This window comes from Cellulomonas oligotrophica (assembly GCF_013409875.1).
Lineage (GTDB): Bacteria > Actinomycetota > Actinomycetes > Actinomycetales > Cellulomonadaceae > Cellulomonas > Cellulomonas oligotrophica.
The window spans coordinates 4,033,593-4,053,900 of the sequence record NZ_JACCBK010000001.1 but is presented as its reverse complement, the minus strand read 5'-3'; the positions used below and the strand labels follow the sequence as shown (position 1 = coordinate 4,053,900).

The window sequence follows — 20,308 nt, the reverse complement described above, 5'->3', positions numbered from 1 at the left end:
CTCCTGTCGGCTCCCTCGCGGGCCCTCACGCGCGGAGGACGACCCTTGTGACGTTGTGTGTGCGACCAGCGTAACGACTTCCGCGGGCCCGGCCCGCCACGGGCCGGACGCACGCCGCGTCCTCACCCCGACGGGCGGTCCGCGCGTGGGAGGATCACGCCCGATGGACGACGCCCCGCCCCGCTCCCGGACCCGTCCGTGGTCCCGCCCGCCGACCACGGCCCCGACCACCGCCCCGGCACCCGCTCCCCCGACGACGGGAGCGCCCGTGCCCGCGGGTGCGAGCCGTGGCGCGCACGGCCGTCGTCCGGCCGTCGTCTCGGCGCTCGTCGTCGTCGGCGCCCTCGTGCTCGGGGCCTGCGGGCTGCGCGCGGAGACCCCGGCGCCGCTCGAGCCGTCCCCCGACGCGCTGGAGCAGGTCCGCGCCCGGACGGTGGACGACGCCCTCGCCCTGGCGCACGCCGCGGACGCGCTCGCCGGCTCCGACGCGGCCGACGACGTCCTGGCCGTGCTGACCGACGCGGGCACGTGGTCGGTCGCGCACGCCGACGCCCTGGGCGGCGTCTACGACTCGGGGCTGCCCGAACCCACCGTCTCGACGACCGCGCCCGCGCCGTCCCCGACGGCCGTCCCGGACCCGGACGACGTGCTGGCCGACCTCGTCGACGCGGGCGCGACCGCGTCCGCCGACGCCGACACGGCCTCCGACGGCACGCTGGGGCGTCTCGTCGGCTCGGTCGCGGTCGCGCGCGGCACCCTGGCGTCGCGCCTCGCCGACGCGCTCGGCGTCCCTGTCCCGGAGGCGACGTCCGACGCGCCGACCGACGACGCGACCGCCGGGCCGTCGGACGACCCGTCCGACGACGTCTCCGGCGCCGCGGGCCCGACGCCGGGGGCCGACCCCTCGGCGACCTCCGGCACGGACCCCGAGGCGCTGGTGGCGCTCGTGCTCGCGCACGACGAGGCGGGGTTCGGGTTCGAGGTCCTGGCCGCGCGCCTCGACGGGGCGGACCGCGAGGCCTCGCTGGCCGCGGCCTCGCGCCACCGCGCCGCGGCGACCGACCACGCCGAGGCCGCCGGTCTGGTGGGCACGGCGCGCGACCCCCGTCGGGCGTCGTACGCGCTGCCCGCGGAGCTGCAGGACGGGGCGGTGCTCACCGATCTCGCGCGGCGGCTGGAGACGACGGTCGCGGACGCGGCGTCGGCGGCGCTGGCCACGACGCCGGCCGGGGCACGCGCACCGCTGCTGGCCGAGCTCGCGACGGCCACGACGGCGGCGTCCCGCTGGGGCGCGGCCCCCGTGCCGTTCCCCGGCATGCCGGAGCTCGCGGCGACCGGCACCGCGACGGACGACGCCACCGACGCCGCACCGGGCACCGACGGCTGAGACCGGTCCGACCGGGGCGCCCTCGGCGGACGTCCCGGTCGGACCGACGCGGCTCAGCCCGCGAGCAGCGCGTCGACGAGCTCGGCGACGCGGTCGGCGGCCGTGTCCACGGGCACCTGCTCGGACTGCCCGCCGACGCGGGGCCGGACCTCGACGAGGCCCTCGGCCAGGCCGCGGCCAACGACGACGACGAGCGGGACGCCGAGCAGCTCGGCGTCCGCGAACTTCACGCCGGGCGACACCTTCCCCGGCCGGTCGTCGTAGAGCACCTCGATGCCGCGCGCGGACAGCGTCGTGGCGAGCGCCTCGGCGGCCTCGAAGACGGCGGGGTCCTTGCCGGTGGCGATCACGTGCACGTGCGCGGGTGCCACGTGCGCGGGCCAGGCGAGCCCGGCGTCGTCGTGGTTCGCCTCGGCGAGCGCCGCCAGCACGCGCGTGACGCCGATGCCGTACGAGCCCATGGTGACGACGACCTGCTTGCCGTTGCGGTCGAGCACGGTCAGGCCGAGCGCCTGGGCGTACTTGCGGCCGAGCTGGAAGATGTGGCCGATCTCGATGCCGCGGGCGAGCTCGAGCGGGCCGGAGCCGTCGGGCGCGGGGTCGCCGGCGCGGACCTCGGCCGCCTCGACGGTGCCGTCCGCGGTGAAGTCGCGGCCCGCCACGAGGTCGAACACGTGCTTGCCGGGCTCGTCGGCACCCGTGATCCACCGGGTCCCGGGGGCCACCCGCGGGTCGAGCAGGTACCGCACGGCCGTCCGCTCGCCGTCGGCGCCCGTGGGCGCGTTGGGCCCGAGGGCGCGGGGCCCGATGTACCCCTTGACCAGCTCGGGGTGCGCGGCGAAGTCCGCGTCGCCGGCGGGCTCGACCTCGGCCGGGGCGACGGCGGCGTCGAGGCGCTTGAGGTCGACCTCGCGGTCGCCGGGCAGGCCGACGACGACGAGCTCGCGCTCCCCGCCGGGGTGCACGAGGGCCAGGACGACGTTCTTCAGCGTGTCCGCGGCGGTCCAGGGCCGGTCCGCGCGGGGCTGCCGCTCGTTCGCGACGGCGACGAGGGACTCGATCGTCGGCGTGCCCGGCGTGTCCTCGACGTGCGCCGCGGGGGCGTCGGACCAGTCGACCGGGTCGGGGACGACGGTGGTGACGGCCTCGACGTTGGCGGCGTACCCGCCGGGCGAGCGCACGAACGTGTCCTCGCCGATGGCCGTGGGCGTGAGGAACTCCTCCGAGCGCGAGCCCCCCATCGCCCCGGACGTCGCGGCGACGATGACGTGCTCGAGCCCGAGGCGGTCGAAGATGCGCTGGTACGCACCCCGCTGGGCCTCGTAGGCGCGGTCGAGCCCCTCGTCGTCGACGTCGAACGTGTAGGCGTCCTTCATGACGAACTCGCGCCCGCGGATCAGCCCGGCACGGGGGCGGGCCTCGTCGCGGTACTTGGTCTGGATCTGGTAGAGCGCCAGCGGCAGGTCCTTGTACGAGGAGTACAGGTCCTTGACCAGGAGCGTGAACATCTCCTCGTGCGTGGGGGCGAGGAGGTAGTCGCCGTCGCGCCGGTCCTTGAGGCGGAAGATGTTGGGGCCGTACTCGGTCCACCGGCCGGTCGCCTCGTAGGGCTCCTTCGGCAGCAGCGCCGGGAAGTGCACCTCCTGGGCGCCGATCGCGGCCATCTCCTCACGCACCACGGCCTCGACCTTGGCCAGGACGCGCAGGCCGAGCGGGAGCCAGGTGTAGATGCCGGGGGCGGCGCGGCGGATGTACCCCGCACGCACGAGCAGCCGGTGGCTGGCGACCTCGGCGTCGGCGGGGTCCTCGCGCAGGGTGCGGACGAACAGCGTGGACATGCGCAGGAGCATGGGGGCGAGCCTAGTGCGCGCCGGGCCCGGTCCCCGCACGTCCCGCGTGCCTGCTGCGCGGTGCGCGGGCGTGCGCCAGGATGGCCGGGTGCCCGAACTGCCGGAGGTGGAGGCGCTCGCGCAGTTCCTGCGCGGGCGGGCCGTGGGGCGCACGCTGACCCGCGTCGAGGTCGCGGCGATCAGCGCGCTCAAGACGTTCCGGCCGCCGCCGACGGCGCTGCGCGGCGCCGTCGTCACCGACGTGCAGCGGCACGGCAAGTGGCTGGACCTGGTCGTCGACGCCCCCGACGAGGGTCCGCTGCACGTGGTGTGGCACCTCTCGCGCGCCGGGTGGGTGCGCTGGTACGAGACGCTGCCCGAGCGGCCGGCGCGGCCGGGGCGTTCTCCGCTCGCGCTGCGGGTGGGCCTGGACGACGGCAGCGGGTTCGACCTCACCGAGGCCGGCACCCGCAAGCGGCTGGCCGTGCACGTGGTGGCCGACCCCGCGCTGGTGCCGCAGATCGCGACGCTCGGGGTGGAGCCGCTGTCCGACGCGTTCACCCCGGCCGTGCTGGGCGAGCTGCTGGCGCGGCGCAACCAGCAGGTCAAGGGCCTGCTGCGGGACCAGTCGACGATCGCGGGCATCGGCAACGCCTACTCCGACGAGATCCTGCTGGTCGCGCGCACGAGCCCGTTCGCCCCCACGCGCTCGTACGACGCGGCACGCACCGCGGCCCTGCACACCGCGGTCCGGGACGTGCTCGCCGAGGCGGTGGCGACGGCGTCGGGGCGCCCGGCGGCCGAGCTCAAGGACGCCAAGCGCCGGGGCATGCGGGTGCACGGGCGCACGGGTGAGGCCTGCCCCGGCTGGGACGGCAGCCCGTGCGGCGACACCGTGCACGAGGTGTCGTTCGCGGACTCCTCGCTGCAGTACTGCCCCACGTGCCAGACGGGCGGGCGCCCGCTCGCCGACCGCCGCATGTCCCGCCTCCTGCGGTGACACGTCGCGCAGCCTGGCTGGTCGCGCCGCCGCTGCGGGCGCCCGTCGGCGGTCCGTCGCGCCGTCAGAACAGGACGGTCGCGTACTCCCCCACCTGGCGGAAGCCCACGGCCTCGTAGGCGCGCACGGCCCGGGTGTTGTAGCCGTTCACGTAGAGCGAGACCGTCGGCGCGATCTCGCGCCGCGTCGCCTCGACGACAGCGGCCATGCCGCCCTCGGACAGGCGCTCGCCGCGGCGCTCCGGCTCGACCCACACGCCCTGCACCTGGGCGACGCCGAGCGCGACCGCCGGAACCTCGGCCTTGAAGACCACGCGGGGGCGGCGCCAGCCGGTCCCGGCGCGGTCCACGAGCACGAACGAGCGCCCCTGCTCGACGAGCGTGCGCACGCGCGCCTCGTAGGGCCCGCCGGGGCCGGAGGCGGGCGAGTACCCGACCTCCTCGGTGAACATCCGGATGCACGCGGGCAGCACGAGGTCGTACTCGTCGGGCGTCGAGCGGCGCACGCGCGGGTCCGCGGGGACCGACGGCGCGGTGTCGATCACCATCGACGGCTGGTGCGCGCGGACCTCGCGCTCGACGGGCCACGCCCCGCGCAGCAGCGCCCACAGGTCGAGGACGGGCCGGGCGGCGCCGACGACGGACGAGCAGCGCCGGCCGCGGTCGCGGGCCAGGTCGGCGAACGCCTCGACGGCGCGGCGCAGCAGCGCGGGGTCGCCCTCCGGCACCACGGGGACGAGGTTGGCACCGGCCCAGCACACGGCGAGCAGCACGCCGTCCTCGGCGTAGCCCCACACCTCGCCGCCGGCGCGGCGCAGGCCGGCTACCGCGGCGTGCTCCAGCCGGTGCGAGGCCAGGACGGCGGCGACGGGGTCCTGCGCGCACACCGCGAGCGCGGCGGGCACGTCCTCGTCGGTGAGGACCCGCGCCCGCGCGGTGGTCGTTCGCGGTGCCATGCGCTGATTGTGCCCCACGTCACAGGGGCGTGCCGGGTGCGGCACGCCCCTGCGCGCGTCGTTGGCACCTGCGCGCACGTCGGGGCGTCAGCCGACGGAGACGACGGGGGTGCCCTGGCCGGCCTCGACCGGGTCCATCGACTCGGCCAGGCGCATGGCCTCCTCGATGAGGGTCTCGACGATCATCGCCTCGGGGACGGTCTTGATGACCTCGCCCTTGACGAAGATCTGCCCCTTGCCGTTGCCGGAGGCGACGCCGAGGTCGGCCTCGCGGGCCTCGCCGGGGCCGTTGACGACGCAGCCCATGACGGCGACGCGCAGCGGCACCTCCATGCCCTCGAGGCCGGCGGTGACGCGCTCGGCGAGCGTGTACACGTCGACCTGGGCGCGCCCGCAGGACGGGCAGGAGACGATCTCGAGCTTGCGGGGCCGCAGGTTCAGCGACTGGAGGATCTGGTTGCCGACCTTGACCTCCTCGACCGGCGGCGCGGACAGGGAGACGCGGATCGTGTCGCCGATGCCCTTGCTGAGCAGCGCGCCGAAGGCGGTCGCGGACTTGATCGTGCCCTGGAACGCGGGCCCGGCCTCGGTGACGCCGAGGTGCAGCGGCCAGTCGCCCCGCTCGGAGAGCAGCTCGTACGCGCGCACCATGATCACGGGGTCGTTGTGCTTGACGGAGATCTTGAAGTCGTGGAAGTCGTGCTCCTCGAACAGCGACGCCTCCCAGACGGCGGACTCGACGAGCGCCTCCGGGGTGGCCTTGCCGTACTTGGCCATGAGCCGCGGGTCGAGGGAGCCGGCGTTGACGCCGATCCGGATCGAGACGCCGGCGTCGGCCGCGGCGCGCGCGATCTCCTTGACCTGGTCGTCGAACTTGCGGATGTTGCCCGGGTTGACGCGGACCGCGGCGCAGCCGGCGTCGATCGCGGCGTACACGTACTTGGGCTGGAAGTGGATGTCCGCGATCACGGGGATCTGCGACTTGCGCGCGATGGCGGGCAGCGCCTCGGCGTCGTCCTGCGACGGGACGGCCACGCGCACGATGTCGCAGCCCGAGGCGGTGAGCTCGGCGATCTGCTGCAGCGTGGCGTTGATGTCGGTGGTCGGCGTCGTCGTCATCGACTGCACCGAGATCGGGGCGTCGCCGCCGACCTCGACCTTGCCGACACGGATCTTGCGCGTCTTGCGGCGGGGCGCGATGACGGGCACCGGCGCCTGCGGCATGCCCAGGTTGATCGGGGTGGTCACCCGTCCATCATCCCACCTGCCGCGGGGTGCACCGCAGCGGCCGGGCGGGTGCTCACCGAGCCGTCACCCGACGTGCACACGCCCGCCTGCTGGTCGACGGGCGGGTGCCGGGCGCGCCGGTCAGCCGAACACCCGCACGGGGTTGAACACGTCCGCCCACGCCAGCAGCAGCCCCACGCCCGCGAGCAGCACGAACACGCTGTACGCGACCGGCACGAGGCGGGCGGTGTCGAACGGGCCGGGCCTCGGCAGGCCGCGCAGGCGCGCCACCTGGCGCCGCCCGCCCTCCCAGAGCGCGGCGGCCACGTGCCCGCCGTCCAGCGGCGGCAGCGGCACGAGGTTGAACACGAACAGCGCGACGTTGAGCATCGCGAGCATCTCGAGCATGCCGGCGAGCCGGGTCGCGTTCGTGATGCCCTCGCCCTCGACCGACGCGATCTCGCCCGCGAACCGCCCGACGCCGACGATGCCCACGACCGACGTGGCGTCGCGCTCGGCACCCGTCACGGTGGTGGTGACGATCTCGCCGATGCGGCTGGGCAGGGTCGCGACGACCTCGACGGTGCGCCAGGTGCGCTCGAGGGTGAGCACGCCGACCTCAGCGACGGACTGCCGCTGCAGCTCGTCGGCGGGGCGGATCCCGAGGAACCCGACCTCGGCGGTGCGGACGTCCCCCGAGGCGTCGGTCTCGACGAGGCCGTCGTCGTCCACGACGGGGCGCTCGGCCACGACGGGCGTCACGGTCAGGTCGACCTCGGTGCCGTCGCGCTCGACGACCATCGTCACGGTCTGGTCCCCGGTGGCCCGGATGAGCCCGGTGAGCTGGGCCCAGTCCTCGACGTCGGTGCCGTCGTAGGCGACGACGGTGTCGCCGGGCAGCAGCCCGGCCGCGAGCGCCGGCGTCGGGGGGTCGGCGTCGGTGCACTCGCGGTCGGCGGGGGCGTCGGCGGGCACCACGCACTCGGGCACCGCGGCGACCGTGGTGGAGGCACCGGGCACGCCGATGCCGACGTGCACGACGGCGAGCAGCACGAACGCGATGACCAGGTTCATCGTGGGCCCGCCGAGCATGACGACGAGCTTCTTCGGCGTGGAGAGCCGGTAGAACGCGCGGTGGTCCTCGCCGGGGCGGATCTCCTCGGCGCTGACGTCGCGTGCGTCGGCGGCCACGCGCTGCCACCACGAGCGGGGCTCGCGGGCGCCGACGGCGTCGGAGGTGGGGTACATGCCGACGAGGCGCACGTACCCGCCGAGCGGGATGGCCTTGACGCCGTACTCGGTCTCGCCGCGCGTGCGCGACCACAGCGTCGGGCCGAACCCGACCATGTACTGGCTGACGCGCACGCCGAACCGCTTGGCGGGCACCATGTGCCCGACCTCGTGCAGCGCGATCGACGCGAGCAGCACGAGGACGAACACGAGCACGCCGATGACGTAGGCCACACGTCCTCCTCAGGGTCCGGCGCGCGGGTCCGCCGGGAGCCGGCAGGACGGGTCCGCGCGTTCGGCAGGATACGCCGGACGCCCCGGCGCGACGCCCACCTTCACCCCCGCGCCTGGGAGCCGGCTGGGTGCGCCCCGACGGCGCCGGGGCGGTCCCGTCAGCGGGCCGCGCGGCGCCTGGCCGCCTGGGTGACCTGGGTGCCCACGACGAGGACCAGCGCGATCGCGAACATCGCCGAGCTGATGACGTTGGCCTGGGGCGGGATCCCGCGCGTGGCGGACACGTAGACGAACTTCGGGAAGGTGACGAACCCTCCGGAGGTGAAGTTCGTGACGATGAAGTCGTCGAAGCTCAGGGAGAACGCGAGCAGCGCCGCCGCGCCGATGCCGGGCAGCAGGAGCGGGAAGGTCACCTTCCAGAACGCCTGCCAGGGCGAGGCGTACAGGTCGGCAGCCGCCTCCTCCAGGGCGGGGTCGAGGCTCGCGACCCGGGCCTTGACGGCGACCACGACGAAGCTGATGCAGAACAGCACGTGCGCGGCGACGACCGTGCCGAACCCCAGCGGCACCCGCAGCGACAGCAGCTGGGCGACCAGCGCGGCGCCGAGCACGACCTCGGGGGTCGCCATCGGCAGGAACACCAGGAGGTTGACGGCGCTGCGCCCGCGGAACCGGGCCCGGACCAGGGCGATCGCGAGCATCGTGCCCAGCGTCGTGGCGACGAGGGTGGCGAGCAGGCCGACCCGCAGCGAGTTGCCCAGGGCCTCGCACACCTGCGGCGCCCCGCAGGGGTTGCGCCACGCGTCGAGGGTGAACCCCCGCCACACGAGGTTGGTCTTGCCCGCGTCGTTGAACGAGAACAGCACGGTGTACGCCACGGGCACGAGGAGGAACACGAACCCCAGGCCGGCGAACAGCGGGACCACGAGCGCCCCGGGCCGGGCGGTGCGCAGGCCGCTCACACCAGGTCCTCGGTGCCGGTGCGCCGCACGTACGCGGTGACGAGCAGCAGGATCGAGACCATCAGCACGACCGACAGCGCCGCGGCGGTCGGGTAGTCGAGCACGCGGAAGAACCTCCCGTCGATGACCTGGCCGATCATCGTGGTGTCGGTGTTGTTGCCCAGCAGCGAGGAGTTCACGTAGTCCCCGGTCGCGGGGATGAACGTCAGCAGCGTCCCGGCGACGACGCCGGGCATCGACAGCGGCAGCGTCACGGTCCGGAACGTGGTGACCGGCGAGGCGTACAGGTCGGCGCCGGCCTCGAGCATCCGCGGGTCGAGGCGTTCGAGGGCCGCGTACAGCGGCAGCACCATGAACGGCAGGAACGCGTAGGTCAGGCCGATCACGACGGCCGCGGGTGTCGCGGCCAGACGGCCGTCGGGAGGCAGCACGTGCAGCCAGCGCAGCGCGGCCACGACCGCGGCGTCGTCGGCGAGGATCTGCTTCCACGCGACGGTCCGCAGGATGAAGCTGGTGAAGAAGGGCGCCACGACGAGCACCAGCAGCACGCCCTGCAGCGTCGGACGACCGCGGGCGCGCACGGCGATCAGGTAGGCCATCGGGTACCCGATCGCCAGGGTGGCCAGCGTCGCGACGAGCGCGAACCCGAACGAGCGCAGCAGCTGGGGCCAGAACTGCGCGAGCGCCTCGGTGTAGTTCTGCCACCGCAGCGCGGGCGCGTACTGGCCCAGCTCGCCGCCCGGGACGGACGTGTACAGCGACGTCGCGAGCAGCGCGGCGACGGGGACGACGAAGAACGCCACGAGGTACAGCACTCCGGGGACGACCAGGCCGCGGTAGCCGCTGCGCCGCGCGGTCGGCGGCGGGGCGGGCGTGGTGCCGCGCTGGCCGAGCGCCGCGGTGAGGCTCACGGCTCGCCGTCCAGGTCGACGGTGCCCGCGGCGGGCGCGTCGTGCCCGTCGAGCGCGAACGTGTGCCCGTGCCGCCACGCCAGGCGGACGCGGTCGCCCGGCGCCCGGGTGCCGCCCCCGAGGTTCTGGGCGAAGACGCCGAACGTGCCCAGGCCGCCGTCGAGCACCACCTGGTACTGCGTCGAGACCCCCGTGAACGCGACGTCCACGACCGTGCCGGGTCCCAGCACGTCCTCGTCCGGCCCGGGGCCGTCCGCCCCGGCGTCCGCGTCGAGGAGGCGGACCTTCTCCGGGCGCACGCCCACGAGGACGTCGCCGCTCGTGCGCACCGCACGGTCGGCCCGCACCAGCAGCCGCTGCCCGGCCACGTCGACCCCGAGCACGTCGTCGCCGGTCTCCACCACGGTGCCCGGCACGAGGTTCGACTGCCCGAGGAAGTTCGCCACGAACGCGGTGCGCGGCAGCTCGTACAGGTCCGCCGGGGCGCCCATCTGCTCGATCCGCCCGCCGTTCATCACGGCCACGGTGTCGGCCATCGACATGGCCTCCTCCTGGTCGTGGGTCACGTGCACGAACGTCAGGCCGACCTCGGACTGGATCCGCTTGAGCTCGAGCTGCATCTGCCGGCGCAGCTTGAGGTCGAGCGCGCCCAGCGGCTCGTCCAGCAGCAGCAGCGCCGGCCGGTTGACGACCGCCCGGGCCAGGGCGACCCGCTGCTGCTGACCGCCCGACAGCTGGCCCGGGCGACGGTCCGCCAGGTGCGCCAGCTCGACGAGCTCCAGGCCCTCACGGACCCGGCGCGCGACCTCCGCGGCCCGGGTCCGGCGCAGCCCGAACGCCACGTTCTCCCCCACGCTCAGGTGCGGGAACAGCGCATAGCTCTGGAACACCGTGTTCACCGGGCGCCGGTGCGGCGGCGCGTCCGTCACGTCGCGACCCGCCAGGCTGATCGTCCCCGCGGTGGGACGCTCGAGCCCCGCGACCATGCGCAGCGTCGTGGTCTTGCCGCACCCCGACGGGCCGAGCAGCGCGAAGAAGCTGCCCGACGGGACGGTCAGGGTGAGGTCGTCGACGGCCACGAACCCGCCGAACCGCTTGGTGACCCCCGCGATCTCGAGCGCGGCACCGTGCTGCGTGCGCACCGGTGCCACGGCCTCCTCGACGGCGGCCACCTCAGGCGCCGATCGCGTCGAGGAAGCGCCCGTTGTACAGCTCCTCCTCGTCGGCCGTCAGGCTCCCGAACACGTGCACGGTCTCGAGGACGAGGTCGTCGGGGAAGATCATCGGGTCCTCCGCGAGCGCGGGGTCGATCTCGAGCATCGCCTCCTGCGCCCCCTGCACGGGCGTGACGTAGTTGACCCACGCGGCGACCTGCGCGGCGACCTGCGGGTCGTAGTAGTAGTCGAAGAGCTGCTCCGCGGCCGCCTTGCGCGGCGACGGCGTCGGGACCATGAGGTTGTCGCTCCACAGCATCCCGCCCGCGTCGGGCACCGCGAACCCGAACCGGCCGTCGAACTCGTAGTTCAGCGACGTGATGTCCCCGGACCACGCGATGCACGCCACCGCGTCGCCCGACGCGAGGTCCTGGGTGTAGGAGTTGCCGCGGACCTGACGGATCTGGCCCGACGCGAGCTGGGCCTCGAGAACCTCCAGGGCCGCCGTCCAGTCCGTGTCGGTCCACGGCCCGGCCGGCGACACGCCCTGGTCGAGCATCAGCAGGCCGATGGTGTCGCGCATCTCCGAGAGCACCTCGACCCGGCCCGCGTACTGCGGGTCCCACAGCTGCGACACCGACCGCAGCCCGCCGGGGATCTTCTCCTTGTCCCACGCGATGCCCGTCATGCCGGACTGCCACGTGAGCGAGTGGTTGCGGCCCGGGTCGAACGCGACGTCCTGGAGGGTGGTGAGGATGTTGGCCGCGTTCGGGATGCTCTCCCGGTCCAGCAGCGCGGCGTAGTCCTGGCGGATCCAGCGCGCCGCCATCCAGTCCGTCAGCGTCACCACGTCGTACCCGATGTCCTGGCCGTTGGCCAGCTGCCCCGACACCTTGCCGTAGAACGTGTCGTTGTCCTCGATGTCCTCGGCGTAGGCGACCTCGACGCCCGACTGCTCCGTGAACGCCTCGAGCGTCGGGAAGCTCGTCCCGCTCTCGTCCTGGTCGAGGTACTGGGTCCAGTTCGCCCACCGCACGGCCCCGCCCGCGGACGCGCTGGCTCCCCCGGCCGACGTCGGGGCGCCCCCGGTGCCGCAGGCCGCGAGCAGGGCACCCGTGCCCACCGCCCCGGCGGCACCGGCCAGGAGCCGTCGGCGGGAGACGGACGCCCGGGCCAGGCGCACGAGGTCGCGCACCACGGGGTCGGTCACGGGCGGGCGGCGGTCGCTCACGTCGTCTCCTCTCGACGAGCCGGCACGGGGCGCCGGGCTGACCGGATCGTGTCGTAGCGACCGCGCCCGACACAAGGAATTCGTGGTGATCTGCGCTCGCGGCAACGAAAAGTTTGCATCCCTGGAACATTCGGCCGCGCAGACGGTGGCCTCAGCCCTCGAACGCCGACATCACGTGCTTGATCCGCGTGTACTCCTCGAAGCCGTACATGGACAGGTCCTTGCCGTGCCCCGAGTGCTTGAAGCCGCCGTGCGGCATCTCCGCCACGAACGGGATGTGGGTGTTGATCCACACCACGCCGAAGTCCAGCGCCCGCGACGCGCGCATCGCCCGGCCGTGGTCGGCGGTCCACACCGACGACGACAGCCCGTACCGCACGTCGTTGGCCAGGCGCAGCGCCTCGTCCTCGTCGGCGAACGTCTGCACCGTCACCACGGGGCCGAAGATCTCCTCCTGGACGGCCTCGTCGCCCTGGAGCAGCCCGTCGACGACCGTCGCCTCGAGGAACCAGCCCGGCCCGTCGGGCCGCTCGCCGCCCGCCACGACGCGGGCGTGCGCGGGCAGCCGGTCGAGGAACCCGGTGACCCGGTCGAGCTGCGCGGCGTTGTTGACCGGGCCGAACGCCACGTCGGAGTCCGTCGGCACCCCGGTGCGGCGCTCGCGGGCCGCCTGCGCGAGCGCCGCGACGAAGTCGTCGTGCACCTTCTCGTGCACCAGCACGCGGGTGGCCGCGGTGCAGTCCTGCCCCGCGTTGTAGTAGCCGGCGTCCGCGATCCCCGCGGCCGCCACGGCCAGGTCGGCGTCGTCGAAGACCAGCACCGGCGCCTTGCCCCCGAGCTCGAGGTGCACGCGCTTGAGCCCGTCGGCGGCGGCGCGGGCGACCTCGGCGCCGGCGCGGACCGACCCGGTGATCGCGACCATGTCCGGGCGCGGGTGGGAGACGACGGCACGGCCGGTGTCCCGGTCGCCGCACACCACGTTGAGCACGCCCTTCGGGAGCACCTGCGCGGCCAGCTCGGCCAGGCGCAGCGTCGTCACGGGCGTCGTGTCCGACGGCTTGAGGACGATCGTGTTGCCTGCCGCGAGCGCGGGCGCGATCTTCCACACGGCCATCATCAGGGGGTAGTTCCAGGGCGTGACCTGCCCGACGACGCCGACGGGCTCGCGGCGCACCCACGACGTGTGGCCGGGCGTGTACTCCCCCGCGGACAGGCCGGTGAGCACGCGCGCGGCCCCGGCGAAGAAGCGCAGCTGGTCGACGCACGGCGGCACCTCGTCGGCGGCCGTCAGGTGCAGGGGCTTGCCGGTGTTGCGCGACTCCGCCGCGACGAGCTCGTCGGCGTGCTCCTCGACGAGGTCCGCGAGCGCAAGCAGGGCCAGCTGGCGCTCGGCCGGGGTGGTGCGGCCCCAGCCGACGGCGGCGCGGTCGGCCGCGGCGTAGGCGTCCGCGACGTCGGCGGCGCCGCTGCGCGGGGCGCGGGCGTACTCCTGGCCCGTGCTCGGGTCGACGACGGGGGTGGTGGCGCCGTCGCGGGCGGGGCGGGGCTCGCCGTCGACGAGGTTGGTCAGCTCGAGGGTCGTGGTCACGCCGGCTCCTGCGGGTGGTCCGGGAGGTCGGCCCGGCGGGGCGGGTCGGCCCGGCGGGGCGTGGCACGCCCGCCACGGTGGAGTCTTGCGACGTCGGTATCCGGATGTCGAGAGTGTTTCGGGGCGCGAAATCAGAAGTTCACATGACGATCTGGCACGGAATCCCTTGCGCGGAGCCGCCGGCAGGCAGCACGATCGGGCGTCATGACCACCCGACCCGCCGCCCCGGTGGTGCTCGACGACGTCGCCAAGGCGATCATCGAGCAGCTCCAGGAGGACGGCCGCCGCCCGTACGCGACGATCGGCAAGGCCGTCGGGCTGTCCGAGGCGGCGGTGCGCCAGCGCGTGCAGCGCCTGCAGGACGCCGGCGTCATCCAGGTCGTCGCCGTGACCGACCCCATGCAGGTGGGCTTCCGCCGGCAGGCGATGATCGGGGTGCGCGCCGACGGCGACCTGACCGCGCTGGCGGAGTCGCTCGCCGCGGTGCCCGAGGTCGACTACGTGGTCGTGACCGCGGGGTCCTTCGACGTCCTCGTCGAGGTGGTCTGCGAGGACGACGAGCACCTGCTGCGGGTCCTCAACGAGTCCGTGCGCACCCTGCCCGGGGTGCGCGAGTCCGAGACGTTCGTCTACCTGCGCCTGCACAAGCAGCTCTACAACTGGGGGACCAGATGAGCACCACGCCCCGCGGCACCGACCGCGCCACCGCCGCCCGCGACCACCTGTGGGGGCACTTCACGCGGCAGAGCGCGTGGGAGCACGACGTGCCGATCATGGTGCGCGGCGAGGGCCACCACGTGTGGGACTCCCGCGGGCACCGGCTCATCGACGGGCTGTCGGGGCTGTTCGTCGTCCAGCTCGGGCACGGGCGCACCGAGCTCGCGCAGGCAGCGGCCGACCAGGCCAAGGAGCTCGCGTTCTTCCCCCTGTGGTCGTACGCCCACCCCCACGCGATCGACCTCGCGGAGCGGCTTGCCGCGCACGCCCCGGGCGACCTCAACCGGGTGTTCTTCACCACCGGCGGCGGCGAGGCCGTCGAGACCGCGTGGAAGCTGGCCAAGCAGTACTGGAAGCTCAAGGGCCGGCCCGGCAAGCACAAGGTGATCTCCCGGGCCATCGCCTACCACGGCACCACCCAGGGCGCGCTGTCCATCACGGGCCTGCCCGAGCTGAAGCAGGCGTTCGAGCCGCTGGTGCCCGGCGGGCACAAGGTGCCCAACACCAACCAGTACCGCGCCCCGGAGCACCTGCGCGACGACCCGAAGGCGTTCGGCCGGTGGGCCGCGGACCGGATCGCGGAGGCCATCGAGTTCGAGGGGCCCGAGACCGTCGCCGCGGTGTTCCTCGAGCCGGTGCAGAACGCCGGCGGGTGCTTCCCGCCCCCGCCGGGGTACTTCGAGCGGGTGCGGGAGATCTGCGACGAGCACGACGTGCTGCTCGTCTCCGACGAGGTGATCTGCGCGTTCGGGCGGATCGGGTCGATCTTCGCGTGCGAGGACCTCGGCTACCAGCCCGACATGATCACGTGCGCCAAGGGCATGACGTCGGGCTACTCCCCCATCGGCGCCTGCCTCGCCTCCGACCGGCTGTTCGAGCCTTTCGCGACCGGCTCGACGAGCTTCGCGCACGGGTACACCTTCGGCGGGCACCCCGTCTCGGCGGCCGTCGCCATGGCCAACCTCGACCTGTTCGAGGCCGAGCACGTCGTGGACCACGTGCACGAGCAGGCGCCCGTCCTGCGCCGGACCCTGGAACGGCTGCTGGACCTGCCGATCGTCGGCGACGTGCGCGGCGAGGGCTTCTTCTACGGGATCGAGCTCGTCAAGGACAAGGCCACCCGCGAGACGTTCGACGACGACGAGTCCGAGCGGCTGCTGCGCGGGTTCCTCACCCCCGCGCTGTACGAGGCGGGGCTGTACTGCCGGGCCGACGACCGCGGGGACCCGGTGATCCAGCTCGCACCGCCCCTGACCTGCGGCCCCGCGCAGTTCGACGAGATCGAGCAGATCCTGCGCGGCGTGCTCGGCGAGGCGTGGTCCCGGCTGTGAGCGCCGCGGCCCGGGTCGACGACGCGACGCACCTGCGCGGGCTGTCCCTGTGGTGGGACCAGGTCGTCGCCGAGGACCCTGGCGCCGCGACGCCCCGCCCCCCGCTGGACGGGGACACCACCGCCGACGTCGTCGTGGTCGGCGGCGGGTACACCGGGCTGTGGACGGCGTACTACCTGCTGGAGGCCGACCCCTCGCTCGACGTCCTCGTCGTCGAGCAGGACGTGGCCGGCTCGGGTGCCAGCGGACGCAACGGCGGCTGGTGCTCGGCCCTGTTCCCGACGTCGCCCGACGCGCTCGCCCGCCGGCACGGCCCCGACGCGGCCCGGGAGATGCGCGCCGCCATGCGGGACACCGTCGTCGAGGTCGGCGGGGTCGCCGCCGCCGAGCAGATCGGCTGCGACTTCGCCTACGGCGGGACCGTGACGCTGGCCCGCACGGCGCCGCAGGTGGACCGCGTGACCCGGGAGGCCGCCGAGGGCGCCCGCTGGGGCGACGAGGTCCAGCTCCTCGACCCCGAGGGCGTGGCCGAGCACGTGCGCGCCGAGGGCGTGCTGGCCGGCACGTGGACGCCCGACTGCGCGCGCGTGCAGCCCGCCCGTCTGGCGCACGGGCTCGCGCAGGTGCTCACGGCCCGCGGCGTGCGGATCGCCGAGCGCACCCGGGCGCTGCGGACGTCGCCGCGGGCCGTCGTCACCGACCAGGGCACGGTGCGCTGCCGCTGGGTCGTGCGCGCCACCGAGGCGTGGACGCCGCGCCTGCCCGGGTCGGCCCGGGACGTCGTGCCCGTCTACTCCCTCATGGTCGCGACCGAACCCCTGCCCGCGTCCGTGTGGGCCACGATCGGCCTCGACCGCGGGCAGACGCTCACCGACGCCCGGCACCTCGTCGTCTACGGGCAGCGCACCGCCGACGACCGCCTCGCGTTCGGCGGCCGCGGCGCGCCGTACCACCCCGGCTCGGCGGTCGACGCGCGGTACGACCAGGTGCCCCGCGTGCACGCGCACCTGCACCGCACCCTCGTCGAGCTGTTCCCCGCCGTCGCCGACCACGCCGTGACCCACACGTGGGGCGGTGCGCTCGGCGTGCCCCGCGACTGGCACGCGTCCGTGGGGCTCGACCCGTCGACGGGGATCGGCTGGGCCGGCGGCTACGTCGGCGACGGGGTCGGCACCGCCAACCTCGCGGGGCGCACCCTGGCCGATCTGATCACCGGCGCCGACACGCCCCTGACCCGGCTCCCGTGGGTCGGGCACCGCTCGCCGGCGTGGGAGCCCGAGCCCGTGCGCTGGGCCGAGATCACCGCCGCCCGCTGGGCCGCGACCTGGGCCGACGCCGCCGAGCGCCGCACCGGCCGTCCCAGCCTCGTCGCCCGCGCGCTGTCCCCGTTCCTCGGGCACTGACCCGGACGTCACGGCACGGCCGTCCCCGTCCGGGCCGGCGACGGCCCGGCTCGTCCCGGTGACGCCCCCGCGGGCCGGCGACGGGCGGCGGGTCAGACCGCCAGGACCTCGTTCGCGCGCGCCCGGGCCCAGCGTTCGACCTCGAGGACCACGTCGAGCGTCGTGCCGTCGGCGGTGGTGCCCTCGTGCTCGGCGAGCACCTTCTCCACCGTCGTGACGACGTCGCCGAACGCGATCCGCCCCGCGAGGAACGCCGCGACGCCCTCCTCGTTGGCCGCGTTGTACACCGCGGGGTGCGTCGCCGACGCCGCCACCGCCTCGCGCGCCAGCCGCACCGCCGGGAACACCACCTCGTCCAGCGGCTCGAACGTCCACGACGTGGCGGTCGACCAGTCGCACGGGCTCGCCGCACCCGCCACCCGCTCCGGCCACGCCAGGCCCAGCGCGATCGGCAGCCGCATGTCCGGCGGGGACGCCTGCGCGATCGTCGACCCGTCGACGAACTCCACCATCGAGTGCACCACCGACTGCGGGTGCACGACCACGGCGACGTCGTCGACCGGCACGTCGAAGAGCAGGTGCGCCTCGATGAGCTCCAGGCCCTTGTTCATCAGGCTCGCCGAGTTCACGGTGATCACCGGACCCATCGCCCACGTCGGGTGCGCGAGCGCCTGCTCCGGCGTGGCCCGCGCCACCGCGTCGGCCGACCAGCCGCGGAACGGCCCGCCGGACGCGGTCAGCACCAGGCGGCGCACCTCGGCGCGCGCACCCGAGCGCAGGGCCTGGGCGATGGCGGAGTGCTCGGAGTCGACAGGGACGATCTGGTCGGGCCGCACGGTCGCCGCGCGCACGAGCGCGCCGCCGACGACCAGCGACTCCTTGTTCGCCAGGGCCAGGGTGCTGCCCGCCCGCAGCGCGGCGAGCGTCGGCAGCAGCCCGACCGAGCCCGTGATGGCGTTGAGCACGACGTCCGCCCCGCGGCCGGCGAGGTCGGCGGCCGCGTCGGGGCCGGACAGGACCTCGACGCCGGGCAGCAGGTCGCGCACCACGGCCGCGGCGACGACGTCCGCGACGGCCACGACCGGCACGCGGTGCGCGCGCGCCTGCTCGACGAGCAGCTCGACGTTGCCCCCGCCGGCGGACAGCCCGACGAGCGCGAAGCGCGACGGGTCGCGGGCGAGGAGCTCCAACGCCTGCGTGCCGACGGAGCCGGTGGAGCCGAGGACGGTGACGGTGCGCCTGCTCATGGCGTCGATGATCCCAGACGACCGGCACCGCCCGGGCCACCTCGCGGCGTCCGCGCGACCACGGGACGCCGTCGCACCAGGGACGACGCCCCACCAGGCACCACGGCCCAGCGGGGACGACGCCTCAGCGGCGCGAGGTCACTCCACGCCGAGCAGCACGTCCACGGCCCGGGCGAAGAACGCGTCGACGGGGCCCTCGGCGTAGCCGTTGCGGCCGTTGCGGCGCCGGAAGGTCGCCGAGCGGACCTCCGCGGCGGTCAGCGGCGCACCCTTGTCGAAGTACGCGACGAGGCGGTGGCACAGCGCGTCGACGTCGGCGGGCTCGTAGCCGGGCTCACGGCCCTGCGGCGGGGCGAACCGGTCACCGTCGGGGCGTCCGAGCCGGCCGTACAGCGTCCGCGCCTGCGCGCCGAGCTCCGCCATCCACGCGTCCTGGCCGCGCTCGGCCACGTGCTGCGCGCGCTGGCGCGCCACGAACGCGTGCTCCAGCCGGTCCAGCGCCGCGTCGACCGCCGAGGTCACGTAGCCCCCGCGGACCATGTCGAACGCGACCTTGCGCACCTGGGCTCCCGTGAGCTCGCTCGCCGGCCCCGTCTCGTACAGGGTGCGCGCGTGCTCGAAGAACTCGTCGACCTCGTCGGGGTCGTACCCGCGCTTGAGCCCGGAGACGGTGCGGAACATGCCGTCGCTCACTGGTCCTCCTCCGCGGCGAGCTGCCCGCAGGCGCCGTCGATGTCGCTGCCGCGCGTGTCCCGGATGGTCGTGGGGATGCCGTGCGCCCGCAAGCGTGCCACGAACTCCCGCTCCACGGCCGGGTCGCTCGCCGTCCAGCGCGAACCCGGCGTCGGGTTCAGCGGGATCGGGTTGCAGTGCACCCAGCCGGTGCCCCGCGCCGCGAGCTTCTCGCCGAGCAGGTCCGCACGCCACGCGTGGTCGTTGACGTCCCGGATCAGCGCGTACTCGATCGACACCCGCCGGCCCGTCGCGTCGAAGTACCGGCGTGCGGAGTCCAGCGCGTCGTCGACGTCCCAGCGCGTGTTCACCGGCACGAGCTCGCTGCGCAGCTCGTCGTCGGGGGCGTGCAGCGACAGCGCGAGCGTCACCGGGATGCCCTCGCCGGCGAGCTTGTCCATCGCCGGCACCATCCCCACCGTCGAGACGGTGACGTTGCGGGCCGACATGCCGAGGCCGTCGGGGGCGGGCGCGACCAGGCGTCGCACGGTGCCCATCACGGCCTTGTAGTTGGCCAGCGGCTCGCCCATGCCCATGAAGACGACGTTGGTCAGGCGGGTCGCGCCGCCCGGCACCTCGCCGGCCGCCAGCGCCCGCGCCGCCTCGCGCACCTGCTCCACGATCTCCGCGGTCGACAGGTTGCGCGTCAGGCCGAGCTGGCCGGTCGCGCAGAACGAGCACGCGAGGCCGCAGCCCGCCTGGCTCGACACGCACAGGGTCGTGCGGTTCGCGTACCGCATGAGCACCGACTCGACCTTGGCGTCGTCGAACAGGTGGTACAGCGTCTTGACGGTCGTGCCGCCGTCGGCCGTCAACGTCCGCGTCGCCGTCAGCAGCCGGGGGAACAGGTCACCGGTGAGGACGTCCCGCGAGGCCTTCGGCAGGTCCGTCATCTTCTCGGGGTCGTTCGTCAGGTGCGTGAAGTAGTGCGTCGCGAGCTGCTTGGCGCGGAACGGCTTCTCGCCGAGCGCCGTCACGGCCTCGACCCGCTCCTCGGGCGTCAGGTCGACGAAGTGGCGCGGGGGCTTGCCGCGCGCACCGCGGGTGGTGGCGCTCAGCTGCAGCCGGACGGGGGTGGCGCTCATGGTCGCGGCTCCTCTCGCGTGGGGGTCGTCGCCGACGGGCGGCGTGGTCGTGGTGGTCGCCGGTGGGTCGGCGCCGGGGGCACCG

The 20,308-nt window shown here is 74.8% G+C and carries 17 protein-coding genes; 5 read left to right on the top strand and 12 right to left on the bottom strand.

Annotation, left to right across the window (positions count from 1 at the left end; all coding sequences use genetic code 11):
* The first annotated feature begins 163 nt into the window (after positions 1 to 163).
* Complete coding sequence (locus tag BKA21_RS18620; RefSeq protein ID WP_140460450.1) at positions 164 to 1,387, top strand: DUF4439 domain-containing protein; 1,224 nt, start codon at positions 164 to 166, stop codon at positions 1,385 to 1,387.
* A gap of 53 nt (positions 1,388 to 1,440) precedes the next feature.
* Here BKA21_RS18620 and BKA21_RS18615 read toward each other — a convergent pair whose 3' ends face one another.
* On the bottom strand, positions 1,441 to 3,237 hold the full coding sequence (locus BKA21_RS18615; RefSeq protein WP_140460449.1) for a proline--tRNA ligase: 1,797 nt from the start codon (positions 3,235 to 3,237) through the stop codon (positions 1,441 to 1,443).
* Between the two features lie 88 nt (positions 3,238 to 3,325).
* Between BKA21_RS18615 and BKA21_RS18610 the strand changes: the two genes are divergently transcribed.
* The gene (locus BKA21_RS18610; RefSeq protein WP_140460448.1) at positions 3,326 to 4,216 is read left to right on the top strand and encodes an Fpg/Nei family DNA glycosylase; all 891 of its coding nucleotides are present in this window, start codon (positions 3,326 to 3,328) and stop codon (positions 4,214 to 4,216) included.
* Between the two features lie 64 nt (positions 4,217 to 4,280).
* On the opposite strand, the gene BKA21_RS18605 is transcribed toward BKA21_RS18610, so the two are convergent.
* The 8 genes from BKA21_RS18605 to BKA21_RS18570 all read right to left on the bottom strand — a co-directional run bounded on the left by BKA21_RS18605 (position 4,281) and on the right by BKA21_RS18570 (position 13,708).
* Positions 4,281 to 5,171, bottom strand: coding sequence for a GNAT family N-acetyltransferase (locus BKA21_RS18605; RefSeq protein WP_140460447.1), 891 nt, complete (start codon positions 5,169 to 5,171; stop codon positions 4,281 to 4,283).
* Positions 5,172 to 5,258: 87 nt separating this feature from the next.
* Positions 5,259 to 6,395: a flavodoxin-dependent (E)-4-hydroxy-3-methylbut-2-enyl-diphosphate synthase gene (gene ispG, locus BKA21_RS18600; RefSeq protein WP_179625437.1), complete on the bottom strand. Its 1,137-nt coding sequence runs from the start codon at positions 6,393 to 6,395 to the stop codon at positions 5,259 to 5,261.
* 144 nt (positions 6,396 to 6,539) lie between these two features.
* On the bottom strand, positions 6,540 to 7,862 hold the full coding sequence (locus BKA21_RS18595; protein ID WP_140460445.1) for a M50 family metallopeptidase: 1,323 nt from the start codon (positions 7,860 to 7,862) through the stop codon (positions 6,540 to 6,542).
* 158 nt (positions 7,863 to 8,020) lie between these two features.
* Positions 8,021 to 8,815 carry an ABC transporter permease gene (locus tag BKA21_RS18590; protein ID WP_140460588.1) on the bottom strand — a complete coding sequence of 265 codons (795 nt, stop codon included), beginning with the start codon at positions 8,813 to 8,815 and terminating at the stop codon, positions 8,021 to 8,023.
* Between the two features lie 5 nt (positions 8,816 to 8,820).
* Entirely contained in the window at positions 8,821 to 9,735 is a 915-nt protein-coding gene (locus tag BKA21_RS18585) for an ABC transporter permease (RefSeq protein WP_140460444.1), read from the bottom strand.
* Positions 9,732 to 10,907, bottom strand: coding sequence for an ABC transporter ATP-binding protein (locus BKA21_RS18580; RefSeq protein ID WP_239072957.1), 1,176 nt, complete (start codon positions 10,905 to 10,907; stop codon positions 9,732 to 9,734). Before BKA21_RS18580 ends, BKA21_RS18585 begins: the two co-directional genes overlap by 4 nt.
* 1 nt (position 10,908) lies before the next feature.
* Positions 10,909 to 12,120, bottom strand: a complete 1,212-nt coding sequence (locus BKA21_RS18575) for a polyamine ABC transporter substrate-binding protein (protein ID WP_179625408.1) — start codon at positions 12,118 to 12,120, stop codon at positions 10,909 to 10,911.
* A 151-nt stretch (positions 12,121 to 12,271) separates the two neighbouring features.
* Entirely contained in the window at positions 12,272 to 13,708 is a 1,437-nt protein-coding gene (locus BKA21_RS18570) for a gamma-aminobutyraldehyde dehydrogenase (RefSeq protein ID WP_140460443.1), read from the bottom strand.
* 204 nt (positions 13,709 to 13,912) lie between these two features.
* On the opposite strand from BKA21_RS18570, the gene BKA21_RS18565 reads away from it, so the two are divergent.
* Genes BKA21_RS18565 through BKA21_RS18555 form a run of 3 tightly spaced genes read left to right on the top strand, consistent with a single transcriptional unit; the run spans position 13,913 to position 17,159 of the window.
* Positions 13,913 to 14,383 (top strand): Lrp/AsnC family transcriptional regulator, encoded by a 471-nt coding sequence (locus tag BKA21_RS18565; protein WP_140460442.1) that lies wholly within the window; start codon positions 13,913 to 13,915, stop codon positions 14,381 to 14,383.
* Positions 14,380 to 15,756 (top strand): aspartate aminotransferase family protein, encoded by a 1,377-nt coding sequence (locus tag BKA21_RS18560; RefSeq protein ID WP_140460441.1) that lies wholly within the window; start codon positions 14,380 to 14,382, stop codon positions 15,754 to 15,756. The genes BKA21_RS18565 and BKA21_RS18560 overlap by 4 nt, the downstream gene beginning before the upstream one ends.
* Entirely contained in the window at positions 15,753 to 17,159 is a 1,407-nt protein-coding gene (locus tag BKA21_RS18555; RefSeq protein ID WP_239072956.1) for an NAD(P)/FAD-dependent oxidoreductase, read from the top strand. The genes BKA21_RS18560 and BKA21_RS18555 overlap by 4 nt, the downstream gene beginning before the upstream one ends.
* A 92-nt stretch (positions 17,160 to 17,251) precedes the next feature.
* Here BKA21_RS18555 and dxr read toward each other — a convergent pair whose 3' ends face one another.
* The 3 genes from dxr to rlmN form a co-directional block, all read right to left on the bottom strand.
* Complete coding sequence (gene dxr, locus BKA21_RS18550) at positions 17,252 to 18,406, bottom strand: 1-deoxy-D-xylulose-5-phosphate reductoisomerase (RefSeq protein WP_140460440.1); 1,155 nt, start codon at positions 18,404 to 18,406, stop codon at positions 17,252 to 17,254.
* A gap of 138 nt (positions 18,407 to 18,544) precedes the next feature.
* Positions 18,545 to 19,099, bottom strand: coding sequence for a DivIVA domain-containing protein (locus BKA21_RS18545; RefSeq protein WP_140460439.1), 555 nt, complete (start codon positions 19,097 to 19,099; stop codon positions 18,545 to 18,547).
* Positions 19,096 to 20,223 (bottom strand): dual-specificity RNA methyltransferase RlmN, encoded by a 1,128-nt coding sequence (gene rlmN, locus BKA21_RS18540; protein WP_140460438.1) that lies wholly within the window; start codon positions 20,221 to 20,223, stop codon positions 19,096 to 19,098. The genes BKA21_RS18545 and rlmN overlap by 4 nt, the downstream gene beginning before the upstream one ends.
* Positions 20,224 to 20,308: the final 85 nt, after the last annotated feature.